At 70.4% G+C, this 20,351-nt stretch carries 19 protein-coding genes; 4 read left to right on the forward strand and 15 right to left on the reverse strand.

The genetic code is table 11. From position 1 onward, the window contains the following. Nucleotides 1–120: 120 nt before the first annotated feature. Nucleotides 121–1,227 (forward strand): IS110 family transposase, encoded by a 1,107-nt coding sequence (locus ACO0LV_RS13175; RefSeq protein WP_424788012.1) that lies wholly within the window; start codon nt 121–123, stop codon nt 1,225–1,227. Nucleotides 1,228–1,520: 293 nt separating this feature from the next. On the opposite strand, the gene ACO0LV_RS13180 is transcribed toward ACO0LV_RS13175, so the two are convergent. From ACO0LV_RS13180 to rpsB, 8 genes are all read right to left on the reverse strand, one after another. Beyond that, complete coding sequence (locus tag ACO0LV_RS13180; protein WP_424788372.1) at nt 1,521–2,324, reverse strand: SDR family NAD(P)-dependent oxidoreductase; 804 nt, start codon at nt 2,322–2,324, stop codon at nt 1,521–1,523. An 18-nt stretch (nt 2,325–2,342) separates the two neighbouring features. Then, complete coding sequence (dxr, locus tag ACO0LV_RS13185; protein WP_424788373.1) at nt 2,343–3,515, reverse strand: 1-deoxy-D-xylulose-5-phosphate reductoisomerase; 1,173 nt, start codon at nt 3,513–3,515, stop codon at nt 2,343–2,345. Continuing rightward, nucleotides 3,512–4,057, reverse strand: coding sequence for a DivIVA domain-containing protein (locus tag ACO0LV_RS13190; RefSeq protein ID WP_424788374.1), 546 nt, complete (start codon nt 4,055–4,057; stop codon nt 3,512–3,514). Before ACO0LV_RS13190 ends, dxr begins: the two co-directional genes overlap by 4 nt. Nucleotides 4,058–4,191: 134 nt before the next feature. After that, nucleotides 4,192–5,295, reverse strand: a complete 1,104-nt coding sequence (locus ACO0LV_RS13195) for a phosphatidate cytidylyltransferase (RefSeq protein ID WP_424788375.1) — start codon at nt 5,293–5,295, stop codon at nt 4,192–4,194. A gap of 10 nt (nt 5,296–5,305) precedes the next feature. Continuing rightward, nucleotides 5,306–5,863, reverse strand: coding sequence for a ribosome recycling factor (frr, locus tag ACO0LV_RS13200; RefSeq protein ID WP_424788376.1), 558 nt, complete (start codon nt 5,861–5,863; stop codon nt 5,306–5,308). Nucleotides 5,864–5,897: 34 nt separating this feature from the next. Further along, nucleotides 5,898–6,623 (reverse strand): UMP kinase, encoded by a 726-nt coding sequence (pyrH, locus tag ACO0LV_RS13205; protein WP_424788377.1) that lies wholly within the window; start codon nt 6,621–6,623, stop codon nt 5,898–5,900. Between the two features lie 140 nt (nt 6,624–6,763). Continuing rightward, on the reverse strand, nt 6,764–7,603 hold the full coding sequence (gene tsf, locus ACO0LV_RS13210) for a translation elongation factor Ts (protein ID WP_424788378.1): 840 nt from the start codon (nt 7,601–7,603) through the stop codon (nt 6,764–6,766). A 34-nt stretch (nt 7,604–7,637) separates the two neighbouring features. Then, a complete protein-coding gene (gene rpsB / locus ACO0LV_RS13215) occupies nt 7,638–8,675 on the reverse strand; it encodes a 30S ribosomal protein S2 (protein ID WP_424788379.1) in 1,038 nt (345 codons plus the stop codon). Nucleotides 8,676–9,121: 446 nt separating this feature from the next. On the opposite strand from rpsB, the gene ACO0LV_RS13220 reads away from it, so the two are divergent. After that, complete coding sequence (locus tag ACO0LV_RS13220; protein WP_424788380.1) at nt 9,122–9,721, forward strand: M23 family metallopeptidase; 600 nt, start codon at nt 9,122–9,124, stop codon at nt 9,719–9,721. A gap of 3 nt (nt 9,722–9,724) precedes the next feature. On the opposite strand, the gene ACO0LV_RS13225 is transcribed toward ACO0LV_RS13220, so the two are convergent. Continuing rightward, nucleotides 9,725–10,672, reverse strand: coding sequence for a tyrosine recombinase XerC (locus ACO0LV_RS13225; protein ID WP_424788381.1), 948 nt, complete (start codon nt 10,670–10,672; stop codon nt 9,725–9,727). Between the two features lie 91 nt (nt 10,673–10,763). Here ACO0LV_RS13225 and ACO0LV_RS13230 point away from each other — a divergent pair, with 91 nt between their 5' ends. Beyond that, nucleotides 10,764–12,461, forward strand: a complete 1,698-nt coding sequence (locus ACO0LV_RS13230; RefSeq protein ID WP_424788382.1) for a sensor histidine kinase — start codon at nt 10,764–10,766, stop codon at nt 12,459–12,461. Further along, complete coding sequence (locus tag ACO0LV_RS13235; RefSeq protein ID WP_424788383.1) at nt 12,458–13,654, forward strand: diguanylate cyclase domain-containing protein; 1,197 nt, start codon at nt 12,458–12,460, stop codon at nt 13,652–13,654. The genes ACO0LV_RS13230 and ACO0LV_RS13235 overlap by 4 nt, the downstream gene beginning before the upstream one ends. On the opposite strand, the gene ACO0LV_RS13240 is transcribed toward ACO0LV_RS13235, so the two are convergent. From ACO0LV_RS13240 to ACO0LV_RS13265, 6 genes are all read right to left on the reverse strand, one after another. Beyond that, nucleotides 13,633–14,562: a response regulator transcription factor gene (locus ACO0LV_RS13240; protein WP_424788384.1), complete on the reverse strand. Its 930-nt coding sequence runs from the start codon at nt 14,560–14,562 to the stop codon at nt 13,633–13,635. The two genes, ACO0LV_RS13235 and ACO0LV_RS13240, sit on opposite strands and share 22 nt — an antisense overlap. Nucleotide 14,563: 1 nt before the next feature. Then, the gene (locus ACO0LV_RS13245) at nt 14,564–16,114 is read right to left on the reverse strand and encodes a hypothetical protein (RefSeq protein ID WP_424788385.1); all 1,551 of its coding nucleotides are present in this window, start codon (nt 16,112–16,114) and stop codon (nt 14,564–14,566) included. Between the two features lie 38 nt (nt 16,115–16,152). Next, complete coding sequence (locus ACO0LV_RS13250; RefSeq protein ID WP_424788386.1) at nt 16,153–16,824, reverse strand: signal peptidase I; 672 nt, start codon at nt 16,822–16,824, stop codon at nt 16,153–16,155. 63 nt (nt 16,825–16,887) lie between these two features. After that, nucleotides 16,888–17,295, reverse strand: coding sequence for a hypothetical protein (locus ACO0LV_RS13255; RefSeq protein ID WP_424788387.1), 408 nt, complete (start codon nt 17,293–17,295; stop codon nt 16,888–16,890). A 204-nt stretch (nt 17,296–17,499) separates the two neighbouring features. Continuing rightward, complete coding sequence (gene dprA / locus ACO0LV_RS13260) at nt 17,500–18,651, reverse strand: DNA-processing protein DprA (protein WP_424788388.1); 1,152 nt, start codon at nt 18,649–18,651, stop codon at nt 17,500–17,502. Beyond that, nucleotides 18,644–20,257 carry a YifB family Mg chelatase-like AAA ATPase gene (locus ACO0LV_RS13265; protein ID WP_424788389.1) on the reverse strand — a complete coding sequence of 538 codons (1,614 nt, stop codon included), beginning with the start codon at nt 20,255–20,257 and terminating at the stop codon, nt 18,644–18,646. The genes dprA and ACO0LV_RS13265 overlap by 8 nt, the downstream gene beginning before the upstream one ends. Nucleotides 20,258–20,351: the final 94 nt, after the last annotated feature.

Here is a 20,351-nt window from a genome sequence, read left to right on the forward strand (position 1 = left end):
GGCTCAGACCATATGAGGGTGGTGGGGTTCTGAGTCTTGACGGGTCCAGGGCCTCACGGTGCAGATTCGTGGATCATCCCCCAGAGTGGCTGGGGGTGCCGACATGCAGCGGAGGCCCTGGTGTTCAGTGAGGTTACGGCGATTGGGTTGGATGTGCACGCGCGTAGCGTGCGAGCGGCGGCGTTGGACACCTCGACCGGTGAGTTGATCGAGGTGGGGCTACCTGCGGATGGCGGGCAGGTCACCGAGTGGGTGGCAGGTATCGCGGCTGGTCATGGGCCGGTGCACGCAGCGTACGAGGCGGGCCCGACGGGTTTCGGGCTCGCCCGGAAGCTGATCGCGGCGGGGGTGCCGGTCACGGTCGCGGCGCCATCGAAGATCCTGCGTCCCGCCGGGGAGCGGGTCAAGACCGACAAGCGCGACGCGCTGCTTCTGGCGCGGTTGCTGCGGATGGAGGAGCTGGTGGCGGTGCGCGTCCCGACGGTGGCCGAGGAGGCCGCCCGGGACCTGGTGCGTGCCCGTGATGACGCCCGGGTGGAGTTGATGGCTGCCAGGCACCGGCTGAGCAAGCTGCTGCTGCGCCGGGGGATCGTCTACGACCAGGGCAAGGCGGCCTGGACCGGGGTTCACGACGCGTGGCTGCGGCGGGTCCGCTGGGAGGGGCTCGAGGATGCCGGGGCCGGGACTCTGGCGGCGTTCGACGCCGCCTACGACGCGGTCACCACGATCGGTGCCCGCCGGGACCGCCTCGACCGCGAGATCCTCACCGCGGCCGCGGACAGCGAGTTCACCGCGACCACTCGCCGGCTGGGCTGCCTGCGCGGGATCTCCACCCTGACCGGGTTCGCCCTCGCGGTGGAGATCGGCGACTGGCACCGGTTCACCGGCCGCACCATCGCCTCCTACCTCGGCCTGGTGCCCAGTGAGCACTCCTCGGGCGGCACCCGACACCTGGGTGCGATCACCAAGACCGGCAACACCCACGCCCGCCGGCTGCTGATCGAGGCCGCCTGGCACCACAAGAGCGCCTACCGGCCCGGGAAGACCATGCGGGACCGGTGGGCCCTGGCGCCCGCCACCGTGGCCGCGCGCGGCGACGCCGGCAACCGGCGCCTGCACCACCGCTGGCAGGTCCTGACCAGCCACAAGAAGAAGCACACCATCGCCAACACCGCGATCGCCCGCGAACTCGCCGGCTGGTGCTGGTCCCTGGCCACCATGGACTAGCCACCCGAAAGCTCGTTCGCCGGCCACCGGGCCGGGGAGCATGCAGCGTGAGGAGCGCACCAGCGATTCGCCTGTGAGCAGCCGGCACCCGCCGGCCACGCTCGACCTCAGACACGCTCGGACGCTCTCGCCGGAACACGGTCATGCGGTAACCAACCCGCGCATATCAGACTGACCACGCGTCACCAGACACGCCGCACCCCGACCCGCCCCCAGCGAACGACGAAGCGCCGCCAGACACGGCCAGTCCGGCGGCGCTTCACCCTGCCCACTTGACAAACAAGCCCCACATATCAGGCGAGGGGATCGTCCTCACCCCACGGGACCAGCCGCAACCGGCGCGCCTCGGTGGGCAGGTGCCCGGCCCGGGCCCGCAGTTCGGCCACGGTGTCGGCACCGGCGCGCACCATCCGGCCCGAGTAGGCGTCCAACTCCCCGCCGGCCAGGGCCAGGCAGAGCCGGGCCACCTCCTCCGGGCTGGTCCACTCGGTGCGGTCGGCGTGAGCGGCCATCACGGCGGTCATGTCGGTGCGCACCACGCCGGGGGCCAGGTCGAAGGCGAAGATGCCGTGCTCCGCGCCGGCCAGGGCGGTGGCCCCGGTGATCCGGAACAGCGCGCTCTTGGAGGCGTTGTAGCCGCTGGACTCAGCATTGTCGCGCACCCCGGAACCGGAGTTGATGTTGACGATCCGGCCTCCGCCGGAGGCGATCATGTGCGGCACCACCTCGCGGGTGAGCAGGTAGGGGCCCTTGACGTTGGTGGTCAGCACCTGCCACCACTCCTGGGCATCGACCTCCCAGAGCGGGGCTTCCCGGTGGTTCAACCCCGCGTTGTTGACCAACAGGTCCACCTGCCCGAAGGTCTGCAGGGCCTGCCCGACGGCGGCGCTCACCTGGGCGGCGTCGGTCACGTCGCACCCGATCGGCAGCACCGCCGGGGTCGGCGCGCCGGTGGCGGCACCGACGTCGGCAGCCAGGTCCTGCAGCCGGCCCGTGTCCCGGGCCAGGGCTACTACCTGCCAGTTTGCGCTCACCAGCGCTCGAACCAGATGGGCGCCGATACCGCGGGAGGCTCCGGTGACGATGGCGACGGGCATGAGGGGGCTCCTGGGGGTTCAGTGGATCAGTTCGTGGACGCGGCCACGGGCCCATGACTCGGCCCGGGTTACCGCGGTCAGGTCCAGCTGTGCCGGTCCGAGGTGTTCGGCGACCACTCTGGCTACCGTATCGACGATGGCCGGGAAGCCGATCCTGCCGGAGTGGAACGCTGCCACGCACTCCTCGTTCGCGGCGTTGTAGACCGCCGGATGGGTGCCCCCGGCCTCGGCGGCCGAGCGGGCCAGTGCCACCGCGGGAAAGGCTTCATCGTCCAGCGGGTGGAACTGCCAGGACTGGGTGATGGACCAGTCGGTGGGAACATCGACGCCGTCCAGCCGGTCCGGCCAGGACAGGCCCAGGGCGATGGGAACGAGCATCCGGGGCGGGCCGATCTGGGCGATGGTGGAGCCGTCCCGGAACTCCACCATGGAGTGGATCTGCTGCTGTGGGTGCACGACGACCTCGATTGCGGCCAGGGGCACATCGAAGAGCAGGTGCGCCTCGATCACCTCCAGGCCCTTGTTCACCATCGTGGCCGAGTTGGTGGTGACCACCAGGCCCATGTCGAAGTTGGGATGGGCCAGCGCCTGGGCGGGGGTGACATCCGCCAGCTCCGCCCGGGTGCGCCCACGGAACGGGCCGCCGGATGCGGTGAGCACCAGACGTCGCACCTCCTCGCGCCGGCCACCACGCAGGGCCTGGGCGATGGCCGAGTGCTCGGAGTCCACCGGCACGATCTGATCCGGGCGCTGCTGGGCGGCGCGCACCAGTGCCCCACCGGCGATCAGGGACTCCTTGTTCGCCAGCGCCAGGGTGGAACCGGCGGCGAGTGCCGCCAGGGTGGGGCCCAGGCCCACCGAACCGGTGATGCCGTTGAGCACGACGTCGGCACCGTTGCCGGCCACCTCCGCGGCCGCCTCCGCTCCGGTCCGCACGTCCACATCGGGCAGGGACCGGCCCAGGCTGCTGGCCCGGGCGGCCAGCGCGGTCGCGAAGTCCGCGGCGCTGCCGGTAGCCAGGGCGACCTGGGCGGGGGCGTGCTGGAGAACCTGTTCGGCCAGCAGGTCCAGGTCCGACCCGCCGGCTGCCAGCGCCACGACAGCGAAGGAATCCGGGTGCGCGGCGACGACCTCCAGGGCCTGGGTGCCGATCGAACCGGTGCTGCCCAGGATGGTCAGCGTGCGGGTCACTCCACCGCCAGGAGGATGTCGATCGCTCGATCCAGGTAGGCATCGACGGGACCCTCGGCGTAGGCGCGCGACCGCGGGGCGGAGGGAAAGGTGACCGACCGCAACTCGGAGGCGCTCAGGTGGGCACCTTCATCGAAGTAGGCCACCAACCGGTCCAGGGCGGCGTCGACGGCCTCGCTGTCGTAACCGCGGCCGCGCTCGGGTGGGGCGAACCGCTCCCCGGGCGGACGTACCAGGCGCGGATACAGGGAGGTGGCGCGCTCGGCCACCTGCTCCATCCAGGCGTCCTGGCTGGCACTGGTGACGAACTCGCTTCGGTCACGTTGGATGAATGCGGCCTCGAGTCGGTCCAGGGCCGCGTCGACCGCTGCCGGGTCGTAGCCGTGCCGGACCAGGTCGAAGGCGGCCGAACGCACATCGGCGCTACTCATCCCGGTGTCACCGCTCTCGTAGGCCGACTTGGCGCGCTCGAAGAACTCTTCGACCTCCTCCCGGTCGTAGCCACTGGCCCAGCGACCGACCGTGGGGAACAGGTCCTCCATGCCGCGCTCCTTCCTGTCCTGCGAATCCGGTTCTGCCGAGAAGTATTCCGTACCGGCACCGATGTGCGATTACTGCCAGTACCGTGCCACAACCCGGGCGTCGGCGCGGCGCGCACTCGCCCGACCGGCCGAGATCACGTGCCCAGGAGCAGGAACTGGGCGACGTACACCACCGGCGCGGCCACCAGGATCGAGTCCACCCGATCGAGCACTCCGCCGTGCCCGGGCAGCACCGTGCCCATGTCCTTGACCCCCAGATCACGCTTGAGCAGTGATTCGGACAGGTCCCCCACCGTGGCTGCCACCACCGTGAGCAGCCCGAAGACCACACCGACCCACCAGGCCCCGCCCAGAGCCAGCACGGTCAGGGCGACGCCGGTGATCACGGTCAGCAGGATCGACCCGCCGAAGCCCTCCCAGGACTTCTTCGGGCTCACCGTGGGGGCCATCGGATGTTTGCCGTAAAGCGCCCCTGCGGCGTACCCGCCGACGTCATTGGCCACGACCAAGGCGATGAAGGTCAGCACCAGGATCGGTCCGGACCCGGTGAGCATCAGGATCACGAACCCGGCCAGGAACGGGATGTAGGCGGCGGCGAAGATCGCTGCGGTGGCATCTCGTAGCGCGGGCGGCCCGCTGCCATCGAGCACCCGCCAGACGAACGTTCCCCCTGCGGTGAGAATGAATGCCACCCACATCGCCTCGATCCCCGAGGTGTAGGCGGAGATGAGGATCCCGGCGGCCCCCACCAGCAGCGGAAGCAGCGGGATCCTGATGTCCCGGGTTCGCACCGCGCGGGCCAGTTCCCACAGGGCTACCCCACAGGCGAGGGCCACCAGCACCACGAATCCCTCGGTGCGGATGAACAGCGACGCCACCAGCACCGCGCCCAGCACCAGACCCACACCGATCGCCCAGCGCAGGTCCCGGCCGGCGCGCGAAGCGGGCGGCTCGGCCGCCCGCAGCGCCTGTTGCGGGTCGAGGGCCGGCAGTGCAGCAGCGGGTGCCGGCACAGCCGGCGATTCCGCCGACGCCGGCGTCGGATCGGCGGGTGAGGTCGTCGTCCCTGGCGGGTTCTCCTCGGGCGACTCATCCTCCGCGACCCGCGTGGTGGGGGCCGCTTCGAGCCGGGCCTGCTCCTCGGCCCGCGCCTGCTCCTGCGCGCGAGCGCGCTCGGCGGCCCGCAACTGCCGGCGGGTCAGCGGCACCCCGCCGGGGTCTGGATCCTGCTCATTCATGGGCGGGAGATCACACCTCGAGCAGTTCCTTCTCCTTACCGGCCAACAGTGCGTCCACTTCGTCGGTGTGTCGGCGGGTCAGGGATTCCAGTTCGGTCTGTGCCCGATTCACCTCGTCCTCACCGACGTCGCCGTCCTTGGAGAGCTTCTCCAGGTCCTCACGGGCCCGGCGACGGATGCTGCGCACCGAAACACGCGCGTCCTCACCCTTGGACTTGGCCAGTTTGACGTAGTCGCGCCGCCGTTCCTCGGTCAGTGTCGGCAGCACCACCCGGATCATCACACCGTCGTTGGAGGGGTTGACGCCCAGGTCGGATTCGCGCAGGGTCTTCTCGATCGCCTGCATCGAGGACTTGTCGTAGGGCGAGATCAGCACGGTGCGCGCTTCCGGAATGGTCATCGACGCCAGTTGCTGCAGCGGGGTGGGGGCACCGTAGTAATCCACCTCGAGTTTGTTGAACATCCCGACGTTGGCCCGCCCGGTGCGGATACCGCCCAGGTCTTCCCGGGCGACCTCCACTGCTTTGGTCATCTTGTCCTCGGCCTCGAGGAGGATGTCGTCGATCATCGGTGTCTCCTTGTTCGTCGCTGCGGACCCGTGATCACCGTGAGGTGACCAGCGTCCCGATCATCTCACCACGCAGGGCCCGCGTGACGTTGCCGGGCTCCTCCATCCCGAAAACGTGCATCGGTAGATCGTTGTCCCGGCACAGTGCCAGCGCGGTGGAGTCCACGACGCGCAGGTCCCGCTGGATCGCCTCGTCGAAGGTCAGTCGCTGGATCTTCTCGGCGCTGGGGTCGGTGCGTGGGTCGGCGGAGTAGACCCCGTCCACGCCGTTCTTGCCGACCAGCACCTCCACGCAGTGGGTCTCCAGGGCGCGCTGGATCGCGACGGTGTCGGTGGAGAAGTAGGGCATCCCGGCGCCGGCTCCGAAGATCACCACACGGCCCTTCTCCAGGTGGCGGATCGCCCGGAGCGGAATGTAGGGCTCGGCCACCTGACCCATCGTGATCGCCGTCTGCACCCGGGTGCTGACCCCGGCCTTCTCCAGGAAGTCCTGCAGCGCCAGACAGTTCATCACGGTACCGAGCATGCCCATGTAATCCGCACGGGCTCGGTCCAGACCGCGCTGGGACAGCTCCGCGCCACGGAAGAAGTTGCCACCACCCACCACGATGGCCACCTGCACGCCGTCGTTCGCCGCGACGGCCACCTGCTGTGCCACCCCGGCGACGACGTCCGGGTCCAGGCCGACGCTGCCACCTCCGAACACCTCCCCGGACAGTTTCAGCAGGACTCGGCGGTGGGTGGGTTCGCTGGTGCTCATCGGCTACTCCCTGTGCTGGTGATCCGGTGGGACTGGTTCCATGATGCCCGAGACGGGCGACCGGTCCGGCTCGCACCCCGGACGACGCCGGCCCCGACCCTGCGTAGGGCCGGGGCCGGCGTCGGGGTGCGTGGAACCGCTCAGGCCCCGACGCGGAACCGCGCGTAGCCGGTGATGGTGCCACCGGCGTCGGCCACGATCTGACCCACGGTCTGCTTGGGGTCCTTGGCGAACGGCTGGTCCAGCAGCACGTTCTCCTTGAAGAAGCCGTTCAGGCGGCCCTCGATGATCTTGGGCAGCGCTCGCTCCGGCTTGCCCTCGGCGACCGCGGTCTCCTCGGCGATCCGGCGCTCGTCGGAAACGAGGTCCGCCGGTACGTCATCCCGGGAGAGGTAGGTCGGGGAGTAGGCAGCGATGTGCATCGCCACGTCCCGGGCCACGGCGCCACCGGCGCCGTCGGAGGCCACCAGCACGCCCACCTGCGGGGGCAGGTCCTTGGAGGTGCGGTGCAGGTACTCGGTGACCACCTCGCCGTCGACCCGGGCGAGCCGGCGCACGACCAGTTTCTCCCCCAGCGTCGCGGCGGTCTCATCGACCAGTTCGCGAAGGGTGCGGCCCTCGACGTCCTCGGCCAGCAGGGCCTCGGCGTCGGTGACCTCGGAGCCCGCGGCTGCGGTGACAACCTTGTCGGCCAGTTCGACGAAGGTGTCGTTCTTGGCCACGAAGTCGGTCTCGGAGTTGACCTCGACCAGCACGCCCCGCTGGCCGCCCTCCCCCGCAACGATGGAACTGGCCACCAGGCCGTCCGATGCGGCCCGGTCCTCGCGCTTGCTGACGCCCTTCAGGCCCTTGATGCGGATGAGTTCCAGCGCCTTGTCGCTGTCACCCCCGGCCTCGTCCAGGGCCTTCTTGACGTCGAGCATGCCGGCGCCGGTGCGCTCACGCAGCGCCTTGATGTCAGCGGCGGTGTAATTCGCCATCTGTGATCCTTCCCAGATCGGTGGTAGTGGAGTCTCAGGCCTCGTCCGCAGGGGTGGCGCCCTCGGCGGACGCCTGCTCCTGGGCGGGGCCAGTCTCGGTCGCTCCGGCCGCGGGGGCCTCGGCGGTCTCGGCCTGCGCGGGCTCCGGGGCCGGGGCCGGGGCCGGGGTGACCCCGGCCTCTTCGGCCACGGCGGCCACATCCTCGGCCTCGTTGGTGGCACCGGCAACCTGCTGGGCGGCCTCGACCTCGGGGTCGGGCTGCTCGGCGCCGGCCACCGAGGTGGCTCCGGACTGCTCGGCCTCGTGGGTGGCGAGCAGCTCACGTTCCCACTCCGCCAGCGGCTCGGCCTCGGCTGCGGCACCCTCGGCCTTGTCACCACCGTGCCGGGCGATCAGGCCCTCCGCGACGGCGTCGGCCACCACCCGGGTCAGCAGGGAGACGGCGCGGATCGCGTCGTCGTTGCCCGGGATCGGGTAGTCGACCTCGTCCGGGTCGCAGTTGGTGTCCAGGATGGCCACCACGGGGATGTTGAGCTTGCGGGCCTCGGCGACGGCCAGGTGCTCCTTCTTGGTGTCCACCACCCACACCGCCGAGGGAACCTTGGCCATCTCGCGGATGCCGCCCAGGGTCCGGGTGAGTTTGTCCTTCTCCCGGCGCTGCATCAGCAGTTCCTTCTTGGTGTAGGCCGAGGAGGCGACGTCGTCGAAGTCGACCTCCTCCAACTCCTTCAGCCGCTGCAGGCGCTTGGAGACGGTGCCGAAGTTAGTCAGCATGCCGCCCAGCCAACGCTGGTTCACGTAGGGCATGCCGACCCGGGTGGCCTGCTCCTCGACCGCTTCCTGGGCCTGCTTCTTGGTGCCGACGAACAGGATCGTGCCACCGTGGGCCACGGTCTCCTTGACGAAGGAGTAGGCGCGGTCGATGTCCTGCAGGGACTTCTGCAGGTCGATGATGTAGATCCCGTTGCGTTCGGTGAAGATGAAACGCTTCATCTTCGGGTTCCACCGGCGGGTCTGGTGCCCGAAGTGGACGCCGCTCTCAAGGAGCTGGCGCATGGTGACAACAGCCATGGCTGTGTTCCTCCTCCCGCGGCGCACAGGCCGCGGATCGGGTGCGCCGCGAGGACGCACAGTTCGGTTGTTCGTGGCCACCGGTACTGGTGGCTACTCCTGGTGCTCACGGCCTCGCGGCACCGCGACCTTCGTCCCGGACCTCGCCACGAGACCCCCGCACAGCGGGAGCGTGAGCGCGCGATGTCAGCCGGTTCGTCGCAGGACAAGCCTGCAGACACACCGACTGCGGGGTCCATGCTACCCGATCGGCGCCACCACACCAGGCCCAGGGGCCCGCCCGGAGACAACGGGCACTGAGACGCTGCTCACTCTGCTCACTCTGCTCACGCTGCGCTAAGCATCATCCACAGGCCGGCCGCCGCGGACCGGTGCTCCACAGTCGAAGCGGGGTCGGGGGTGGGTGGCAGGGCCTGCGGCGATGCTGGGTGCGGTAGGAGGTCCGGATGGGTGTACGTACGATCGCCGCGGGGGCCGGGGCCGTGGCCCTGGTGGCACTGGCGCTCACCACGCCCTGGTCCGGCCTCACCCCGGCAGCACCGGAAGCAGTCCCCGGGCCGGCCGCCGGCGGCGAATCGCAGACGACGCGGGCCGGCCCGGCCTCCGAGGCGCACCCAGTGCTGGAGTACCGCTGGCCGGTACCGCCACCACCACGGGTCCTGCGCCACTTCGAGCCACCCGCTCAGGTGTGGTCACCGGGGCATCGCGGAGTGGACCTGAGTGCCGGGGTCGGCGCACCGGTGCACGCCGCCGCAGCCGGAGTGGTGGCTTTCGCCGGGCCGGTGGTGGACCGCACCGTGGTCTCCATCGACCACCCAGACGGCATCCGCACCACCTATGAGCCGCTGGATCCGCTGGTGCGAGCCGGCCAGCAGGTGCACGCCGGGCAGGTGATCGGTCATGTGGGAGTGGGCGAGGCCGGAGCGCATTGCGCTGAGTCCTGCCTGCACTGGGGCGCACGCACGGGCCCGGACACCTACCTGGATCCGCTTCTCCTGGTGGGCTCCGAACCGGTGACCATCAGGCTGTACCCGCTGCCGGGGTGACCCTCAGGCCCGCGGGTGGGCCTGATGGAACGCGCTGCGCAATCTCTCGGCGGAGATATGGGTGTAGCGCTGGGTGGTCTGCAACGAGGAGTGCCCCAGCACCTCCTGGACCGAGCGCAGATCCGATCCGTGGTCGAGCAGATGGGTCGCCGCCGAGTGGCGCAATCCGTGCGGGGCCAGGTCACGCACCCCGGCCAGTGCGGTGAGCCGGTGCACCACGGTACGGATCTGTCGCGCATCGACCCGTCCGCCGCGCACACCCACGAACAGCGCGTCACCCGCCACCGACGTCGCCAGTTCTGCGCGCACGTGCAGCCATCGGGTCAGTGCCCGCGATGCCGGCACCCCGAAGGGCACCATGCGTTCCTTGGCGCCTTTGCCCAGCACCCGCACCAGGCGGTCACCGAAGTCCACGTGCGTGATGTCCAGACCCACCAGCTCGCTGATCCGTAGACCGGAGGCGTACAGCAGTTCCAGCGCCGCCCAGTCGCGCACCGCCACCGGCTCACCGTCCTGTGCCAGTTCCCCGGCGGTGCGCAGGAGGGTGACGGCCTCCTCCTCGGTGAGGATGTGCGGGACCACCTGATCGGCCCGGGGTGCCAGCAACCGCGGCCCGGGGTCGACGGCGAGCCAGCCGTTACGCACGGCCCAGGCGGTGAAGGTGCGCGATGCCGCCGCCCGCCTGGCGATGCTGGCCCGGGCGTGACCGCGCGCCGACAGCGCAGCCAGCCAACTGCGCAGCGCGAGCAGGTCCAGACCGGCCAGGTCGGTCGCCTCGGGGTCGGAACCGGTCGGGGCCAGTGTGGCCAGCAGCGAGACGGCGTCCCCGCGGTAGCCCCGCACGGTGTGCTCCGACAGCCCACGCTGTGCCTGCAGGTGGGCGGCGAACGCCGACAGCATCGGTACATCCCCGGGCCGTTCTGCCTCCCTCGTCCGCTCCTGGGTGCCCATCCACACACTGTGCCACGGGCCCGGGCACCACCGTGCACCCGACACCGCCGGGCCGCAAAGGACGCGAGCCGATCCACGCTAACGTCGGGGGATGAGAACCGGGAGCGACGGGGGTCAGCGCGCCCCAGGTGGTCCGCGTGAGTCGACCCGCACGCTCATCCTGGTGCAGATGCTGCTGGCGGCGCTGATGCTCCTGGCCGCCACCTTGGTGGTGCTCTCGGGGATGGTGCGCTACCCCACGTTGTTGGTGATCTCCCTGGCGGTGACCTTCGTTACCTGCGCGGCTGCGCTGCTGGTCAACTGGCCGCGGTACCCGAAGTTGTTGCGGATACTGCTACCGGTTCTCAACGCAGCCGCGATCGGGATGCTGCGCGAATCGAGCCCGGCGGCGGACCTGGGCCTGCTGTGGATCTTCCCGGCGATCTGGACCGCGTGGTCCTTCGGACTGGCGGCCACCCTCGGAATGCTCGTGTCGATCGCCGTGGCCTACTGGGGCCTGGTGGCCCTCCGGGACACCGGTGCGACGCCCACCTCGGCTGCGCTGGGACCGGTGGTCATCGCGACGCTGGCCGTCATCACCCAGTTGGTGAGCCGACGGGTTCGCGCACAGCAAGATCTGCTCCAGGGCCAGGCACAGTCACTGCAACACGCGGTGGAACGTGCGCGCCGACAGGAAGACCTGGTGACCGACGTCTTGGATGCGGTGGACTTCGAGGTGGTCGTCTACGGTGCCGACGGCAGGGTGGTGGTCGCCAACGAAGCCCATCACGGGCTGCAGGCACTGCGCGAGCACGCTGGGGAGAAGCTCTACCGGGCTGACGGGTACACACCCATGGATCCGCACGACCAGCCGAGCGCGCGAGCCGGTCGCGGGGAAACGGTGGAGCGGGAACTGCACTGGTACGGAGCGCCGGGCCGGGACCGCCGAGCACTGGAGACGACCACGCGCCGACTGCAGGACTGGCGGGGACAGGACGTGGGCATCGTGATGGTCAGCCGTGACGCCACCGCTGAGGAATTGGCGGTGCGCGCCCGTGCCGACCTCGTGGCCTCGGTCTCCCACGAGTTGCGCACCCCGCTGACTTCCATCCTGGGGTTCCTGGAACTGGCGGCCGAGACGGACGGCCTGCCGGCCGGCACCCGCCGTGGCCTGCAGATCGCCGAACGCAATGCTGGACGGCTGCTCACCCTGATCGGCGACATCCTCACCACCTCCGCCCACTCCCGCGAAGGCATCGCGTTGACGGTGAACCCGGTCCCGGAGAGCCTGTCCGAGGTGGTCGGCGCCGCCATCGAAGCGGCTTCGGACCAAGCCCGGAGCCGACAGATGCGGATCGATGCCACCGGGGTGGAACCGACCTGGGCGCGCATCGACGTCGGCCGGATCCGGCAGGTCGCGGACAACCTGATCTCCAACGCCATCAAGTACGGCCGCGACGGTGGCCGGATCGCCGTGGGTGTCACCAGTGATGGTACGCATGCGTGGATCGTGGTGCGCGATGACGGTCCCGGAGTCTCCGAACAGGAACTCCCGCTGCTGTTCGACCGGTTCTTCCGCTCCGACCGGGTGCGCAACACCTCCACCCACGGCAGCGGTCTGGGGTTGCCGATCAGCAGGGATATCGCGCGTGCCCATGGCGGCGACATCACCGTGCAGAGCACCCCCGACGAGGGCGCCACGTTCGTTGTGCGGCTCCCCGCCGCAGTACCAGGGCCGGCTACCGGAGCACCATCTGCGGCGGCGACCGGCTCCGCACACCCGAGCCCAACGCACGAGGAGCGAGGATGAGTTGGTTGGATCCAGCCACGATGAGCCTGGTGACGGCTTTGGTGGTGGTGGTCTCCGGCATCGCGTTCCTGACCGACACGGCGTTGCACGCCAGGAACCGGGCGGCACGAGTGTGGGCGCTGTCGTTCATGGCGGGGATCCTGGCCGTGATGACCTACTTCGCCTGGGAGTTCCTCGCCGGCGCGTGGGTGGCCGCCGCGGTGGGTAACGCCGCCTTCGTCGTCACCACCGGGTGCATGTGGGTGGGCGGTCGGGTCTACAACGACCGCCCAATGGCCCCGGGCGTCGCCCTGGTGGGGCTGCTCGCGGTGACGACGCTGCTCAGCACGCTGGTCCAGGGCCCCGCCGGAGGCTCCTGGGCGGGCGCAGAGGTGATGTTCCTGGCACTGCTCGTGCTCTCCGGACTGGGGTCGATCGAGGCCCGCCGGGGCGCGCTCGGCACCACGGCCACAGCCTGGGGCCTCACCGCCGCGCTGGGCGTTCAGTGTCTGTACTACATCGCCCGCACCTGGGTCTTCCTCACCCGTGGGCCGGAGTCGGAACTCTTCCTGCAATGGTTCGATACCGCCCCGACCTCCGTGATCACGATCGCGCTGACCATCTCGGTGGTGGTCTCTCTCTCGGTGCTACGTGCCCAGGATCGAGCCCGACCCGCACGAGGTGCCGACATCACCCTGACCCAGGTTCGGGACGGGTTCCTGGGCCCGGGCTCCTTCGAAGGTGTGCTGCAGGGTCAGTTGCACCGGGCCGAGCAGCGCCGGGAGCGGCTCGCCGTGATCGTCCTCCAGACCAGTGGTCTGGAGCAGATTCGTTCCGCGTTCGGCAACCGCGCCGTCGAGGAGGTCGCCACGCGCTGGCGTGAGGGCATCCAGACCGCAGTGCCGTTGTCTGCCCTGCTCGGTCAAGTCGACCCGGCCACCGTGGTGATCAGTGCCCCGGTGCTGGGCGCGAACCAGGCCAAGCGCCTCGCGGGGCAGATCTCCCAGCGGGTGCTCGATGAGTTCAATGCTGCTGCGACGGCTGCGACCGTCATCGTCGGGGTGGGGGTGTGCGTCAGCGTCCCGGGCCTGAGCGCCCGGGACCTCCTGGACCGGGCCCGGACCGGCGCGGTCCGCTCCGCAGCAGGCGCCGAGACCGCTATCGTCCTGGTCGGGGCGGATGAGGCCGATGCTCAGGCAGCGGTGAGCCGGTAACCGACCCCGCGCACGGTTTCGATCCATCGGGGCTGGGCCGGCCGCTCCCCGAGTTTGCGCCGTAGGTTGGCCACGTGCACCTCGATGGCGCGCTCGTCCTGCTCGGTGATGTAGGCGGTGCTGCCCAGGTAGGTCTCACCCCGCAGCATCAGCGCCAGATCCGCCTTGCTGATCACCCGCCGGCCCCCCTCCAGCAGGGCGTGCAGGATGTCGAACTCGCTCCGGGTCAGGTCCAGTTCCGCCCCGTGCAGGTTCACGAGGCGCATCTGCGGATGCAGTGCCAGGCCGTGGTGGTCCAGCCACGCCGATCCGGCGTTCGCCCCGCCCCCCCCCACGGCAGGCGTCGGCGGACTGGCTCCGTGGCCACTGGAGTGTTCCGGGGTGGTCCCGGTAGGTGCTGCGCCCGAGTGGATCTGGCGGGGCCGGCGCAACATCGCCTCGATCCGGGCGCGTAGTTCCCGCGGGCGGAACGGCTTGGTGAGGTAGTCGTCGGCCCCGGACTGCAGGCCGGCCACGGTGTCGATCTCCTCGGTGCGGGCGGTGAGCATCACGATGTAGGTGTCACTCACCGCGCGGATCCGCTTGGCGGCCTCGAACCCGTCGATCCCGGGCATGCTCACGTCCAGGGTGGTCACCAGCGGCTCGTGACGGCGCACCAGGTCCACACCCTCGGTGCCGGTGCCGGCCGAGTAGGTATCGAAGCCGGCCTGCTCCAGCACGGTCGCCACCAGTTCACGGATATCGGCATCGTCTTCGATGACGACGGCAATACGCCCGTCCTGCACCACATCGCTCCCCGGAACCTGACTGCCCTGACGTGGTGGACAGTCGATGACTCCTGTGACGATATCGCAGAAGTTCCGGCTGAACGCTTCCCCGGGGCCGTGGCGGGGTGGCGGAGAAGGCACGTCATTCACCTTCCGGGCAGGGAAGTCGCCAGCCGGGGGCCGGGCCGTAGTGGGCGAAGGTGAATACCCGGGACGCATATCGAGAGACCAGTTGGGTATCCCCCGGGACGCCCTCGATGAGATACCGGGTGGTGCTGCCCTCCACCGGGGTGGCCGATACGTTCTCGTAGAAAGTCAACGGTTTGTCCGCCAGGCTGGCGGGGCAGACGAGATCGGCGAAGTCGACCTCCACGCTCCAGGGCACATAGAACTCACTGGTCGAGGTGACCTCGATGGTGAAGGTGACGTGCCAGTCACCACCGCCCACGCGGACCGGGGAGACCTCGAACAGCGAGGGGTCCGGCTCCGGCGTCGGGACCCGCTCCGCACAGTAACCGAAGCGCTGCGTAGCCCCGGGTTGCAGGACCCGGTGCCAGTCATGGATCGCTCCGAGGGTCCACAGGCCGGTGTGCTCGTCGTAGGCCCGGGTTTCGATGTTGTTGTAGGTGATGGTTCCCGGTACCTGGGGGTTCGCACCCCACAGCGGCGCCAGGGAGGAGTCGAACTGCACGGTCCAATCGGGCACCGTGACCTCGGAGACGTTCGTCACGGTGAAGTCGTGGCAGTAGTTCAGGGTATTCGTGTAGCCACCCGTCCAGGTGTAGTCGTACTGGAGCCCCGGCGTCAGGCTGACCGGTTGAAGAGCGTGGTCCACCTTCGCCGGCGGCGGCGCCACCGGTTCGGCCGTGACCGTCCATGAGGTGGTGCTGAGCGCACCGGGAGCGTCCGGTCCGCTGAGGTGCTGGGTGGTGGCGAGCAGCGCTTGCACCTCCACCTCCCCCTCGATGGCCCAGGCCTGGTCGGTGACGAGGGTGATGAGCGAGCCCCCGCCGGGGTCGCTCTGCACGCGCACGGGGGCATCGGCGGCAGTGGACACGGTGCCGCGGGTCTGCCCGGTGCCGGGCAGGACGACGGCGATCGATGCGCCGGCGACCTCGCTCACCGGGGTTCCGGGTAGCCTCAGGTGGGCCTGGGTGATCTGGTTCTGCTGACCGACGATCTCGGTGTCGGCCCGGCCGTGCATGACCCGCCCGGTGTCCAGCAGAGCACCGGAGAAGGCAGCAAGGGACCCGCTCAGGTTCCCGATGGTGCTGGTCCGAGTGATGCCGTCGGTTCCGGTCACTGAGATCGCCACGGTGGTCACGTCGCGAGGCGCCATCCGGGTGACGGCGCAACCGGGAGCGCTCATGTCCTCGGTCAGCGTCACCGACTGCACCGCGCCCTCGGTCACCGTGCTGGCCTCACAGGTACGCCCCGGGGCGTGCACGCTCATGCTGATCTCGTCGCCGGCGCGAAAGCCCCGGTCCGCTCCCCCGGTGAGGGTGACCGGACCGAGGCGCCAGTCGCCCTCGTCCCAGTGCGGGGCGTACTGGATCTCCAGCCCGGCCAGTTCCCTGGTCTGCACGGCGCCGGCCCCCATCTGCTGGGGGTGGGCTCCACCCAGGCTCGCCGCCGAGCCGATCACGCTGCCACTGAGGATCAACACCGCCAGCAACGCCAGCAATCCCGCCACTCGCCGCCTGGCCGGAGTCCGAGGGACCCTGGCCGGCGTCATGGGGACTCACCGCCGGAGTCCGTCTCGTCGTCGTCGGTGCGCCACAGCAACAGGGTGACGATCCCACCCACGGCAAGGGCGACCACGTACGGCAGCACCTGGGGGCTGAACACGATCCCGGCCCGGGGCAGCACCGCAACAGCCTTGCCGCGCACGTCCGCGTCGGCGATCACCCACTCGTCCGGGTTTTCGCTGTTGTCACCGATCGTGGTGTAGGTGCCGTCCGGCTCGACCGAGCCGACGCGGTGGATCACGTGGCCACCGGCACCGGCCTGCCCGGCGGGCACGGTGTAGGAGATGACATCACCCACCTGGTAGGAACCGGTCCGAAGGGTCACCACGACGTCTCCGGTGGCGTAGGTGGGCTCCATCGACGCGCCGTGCACGATCGTCAGCCCGGTGAGGCCGCCGAACTGGGCGGGCCACAGGGCCACGACCGCCAGGGCCAACAGCACCCAGCTCACAACCGTGCGCAGGCGGGCCGCCCCCGAGGCGCGGTGGCGTGCTCGCGAGCGGGGATCGCGAGTTGGTGGCTCCTCTGTCCCTCCGGGCCCGGGCCCCACGGCGGCGAGCGCAGGCTGCCGAGCCGCGAGCGTTGCCGCCTGGTCCGCCACGTGCAGAGCACCCATGACGGCGGTGTCCGGCTCGAGGCGGGGACTCGTCGTCATGGGTGCTCCTGGATGTGCTGGTGCTGGGCGGGCGGATCGGAGATCCGGTCGTAGCAGGGGCTACTAGTTGTTGGTGATGACCACGGCAGCGCCGTACACGTCGTGGGCGGCCACGATGGTGTCGCTGTCGTCCACCTCCATGTAGCCACCGCCGGTGCCGGTGTACTCGGCCAACTCTTCGCCGTTGGCGCCCGACACCGTGACCTGCACCTCGGCGTCAGCGGGGATGGTCTCGGCACCGGTCGGGGTCAGCGTGAAACCGTCGACGACGTAGTGGCCCTGGCCGGCGTCGTAGGAGGTTTCCCAGGTGACACTGACGCCCTCGGTGATCGGAGCGACCACTTCGCTGGAATCGGCACCCAGTTCCTGGGCGTTCACACCTCCCAAGGTGGCAGCGGAGGCGGCCACGGCCGCAGCCACGGCAACACCGGCGAGCAGGGCGAGTGCGTTCTTCTTGCGGGGCTTGTTCACGACAGTTCCTTCGGTGTGCGGGCCGTAGCGGCCGACTGATGTCTGGGTGTCGCCACCGGGCGGATGAGGCTTCCGGTGGCGACATCCCTGACACTACGAGCGGCCCCTCAGCACGCCCCCAGACCGGGCTCAAGGACACCTCAGGTTCTCCTCAGGTGCGGTGATGCCGGCCACACTCACGGCTGCAGCAGCGGGAACTGGTGCTCAGCGGTTACGCCTCCAGGTCGCCCCGGACCGGTGGACCCGTCCGCCCAGTTCGAGCATCCCCAGCGCGGCACTGACCTGGGCCGGGGCGAGCCCGCTGGCACGCACCAGAGGATCGAATCCGGCGCCGGCTCGAGCCGGGAGTGCATCGAGCACCTTGGCCTGGTCCGGGCTCAGATCATCAAGGAGGCCCGGCTGCACCGCCGGCTCCTGCTCGTCCACGGTGCCCACCGGTCTGATCAGTTCCAGCACCTCCTGCGCCCCGGTGACCAGCACCGCCTCGGCCTCGCGGATCAACCGGTGGCAGCCGGCCGAGGTGGCTGAGGTCACCGGGCCCGGGACCGCGCCCACCGGCCGCATCAGGTCATTGGCGGCCCGCGCGGTGCTCAGCGCACCCGAGCGCCACCCCGCCTCCACCACCACGGTGCCCTTCCCCAGGGCGGCGATCAGTCGGTTCCGCCGCAGGAACCGTGAGCGCATCGGGGCGGTGCCCGGTGGAACCTCGGCGAGAACCACCCCCGAACCGGCCACCCGGCGCAACAGATCGGTGTTCGCGCTCGGGTAGAACCTGTCGAGCCCGCCAGCCATCACGGCCAGTACCGGCGCATCGGCGGCCAGTGCCGCCTGATGGGCCGCGGCGTCGATGCCGAAGGCTCCCCCGGAGGTGATCGTCACGCCCTGGCCACCCACCTCGTAGGCCAGGTCCTGGGCGACTCGCTGTCCGTAGTCGGTGCACGCTCGCGCACCCACGATCGCCACCGAACTCCGGGCCAGCCGGGCCGGACAAGCACTGCCGACCATCCACAGGCACCACGGCGGGTCGGGCAGGTCATCGACGGCTACGGGCCAGGACTCCTCACCCGGCACCAGCAGCCGTCCGCCCCGGCGGGCGATCACCTCCAACTCCCGGCGCGGATCGAGGTTGTGCAACCGGGGCAACCACCGCTGTGCGGCGGTGACCCAGACCCGTGAGGGCCGCAAGCCGGGCGGGGCGCCCCGGGCCCCGCGGTAGAGCCAGTCCAGTGCCGCTCCGGCGCCGGCGCCGGCCAGCAGCGGGCGGGCTGCGGCGTCGTCGGACTCGGCGATGCGGCTCCAGGCGGCCAGCGCCAGTCGCTCGTCGGTGATGTCGAAGGGTGGGCGCTGTTCAGCCATGACGCTCCCGGGTCCGCAGGGTGAAGGCGGTGGCGATGTCCTCGGTACACACCTGGTCCCGCCCGGCCAGGTCGGCCAGCGTCCAGGCCAGGCGCAGCACCCGGTCATAGCCGCGCATGGTGATCTGGCGGCGGTCCCGGGCGCGGTCCAGATCCCGGGTCAACCGGCGCCCGGCTGCGGCGGTGCGCTCACGAACCCACCGGCCCGGGGCCTGCCTGTAGGTGGTCCAGCCGGTTCCTTCCAGCCGGGACCTGGTGCGCTCACGAGCCCGGAGTACCCGCGCACGGACCGTCTCGGTGTTCTCCCCGGTGGCGGCGGTGGCGAGTTCGGCCTGGGACAGCGGTTCCACCCCGATCTGGATGTCGACCCGGTCCAGCACCGGACCGGAGAGCCTGGACCGGTAGCGGCGCAGCATCTGCGGGGTGCAGGTGCACCTGCTGTGCGGGCTGTCCGCATGCCCGCACGGGCACGGGTTGGCCGCCAGGACCAGTTGGAACCGGGCCGGGTAGGAGGTGTGTGCGCCGGAACGGTCCAGGCTCACGTAACCGGCCTCCAGGGGTTGGCGCAGCGTCTCCAGCACCCGCGTAGGAAACTCCGGGGCCTCATCCAGGAACAGCACGCCGCAATGGGCTCGGGAGATCGACCCCGGCCGGGGTATCCCGCTGCCCCCGCCGACGATCGCCGGCGCACTGGCGGTGTGGTGCGGGCTCTCGAACGGTGGCCGCCGGATCAGGCCTGCCTCGGGGCTGAACGTCCCGCACAGGGAGTGGATCGAGGTGACCTCCAGGGCGTCGGCATCCCCCAGGTCCGGCAACAGCCCGGGCAGCCGTGCCGCCAGCATGGTCTTACCGGTACCGGGCGGGCCCTCCATGAGCAGGTGGTAACCGCCGGCGGCCGCCACTTCCAGGGCGTGCCGGGCTTGGTGCTGAGCGAGCACGTCACCCAGATCGGCGTCGGGGCCCGAGTGGGCCGCATGGGGCGTTTGGAGCGGTTGCGCCGGAGCGCTGCTGCGGATCTGTTCTTCCAGGTCGGGGTCGATCGGCACGCCGTAGTGGCGGACCACGTCGATCAGGTGGCCGACCCCGGTGACCTGTGCGCCATGGACCAGGGCTGCCTCGGTGGCGTTGGCCTGTGGGACCACCACGTGGGGGTAGCCGGCCCGTACCGCCGCATGGACGGCGGGCAGGACTCCGCGGGCCGGTTGCACGCGGCCGTCCAGACCCAGTTCACCCAAGTGCACCGTCCGTTCGGCCAGCGGCGCTTCGATCTGCCGGTCCGCGCACAGGATCGAGGTGGCCAGCGCCAGGTCGAACACCGAGCCGCGCTTGGGCACATCCGCCGGGGACAGGTTCACCACGACCTTCTTGTCCGGCCACCGCATCCCGGAGTGCTTCAGCGCGACCTTCACCCGGTGTTTGGCCTCCTTCATCGCGGTGCTCACCGACCCCACGATGGTGGCCTCGGGGATGCCGGACCCGGCGTCGGACTGCACCTCCACCAGCACCCCGCGCATCCCCACCAGGGCTACCGCCCAGGTGCGCCCCAGGCCCATCACCCGGGTTCCTGCCTGCTCATCCCGGGCCGGGTGCTCCGACTCTTGCTGCACACCTGCACCACCTCCACCGTCAGGCTGCCCGCCGGAGCCAGAGGGGTGGGGGCCCGAGCACAAGGGTTGTGGACGGACGCTCCGACGCCGTTGC

Origin of the sequence: Pseudactinotalea sp. Z1739, from assembly GCF_049725055.1 — a bacterium.
In the GTDB taxonomy this organism is placed as follows: Bacteria; Actinomycetota; Actinomycetes; order Actinomycetales; family Beutenbergiaceae; genus CALKWS01.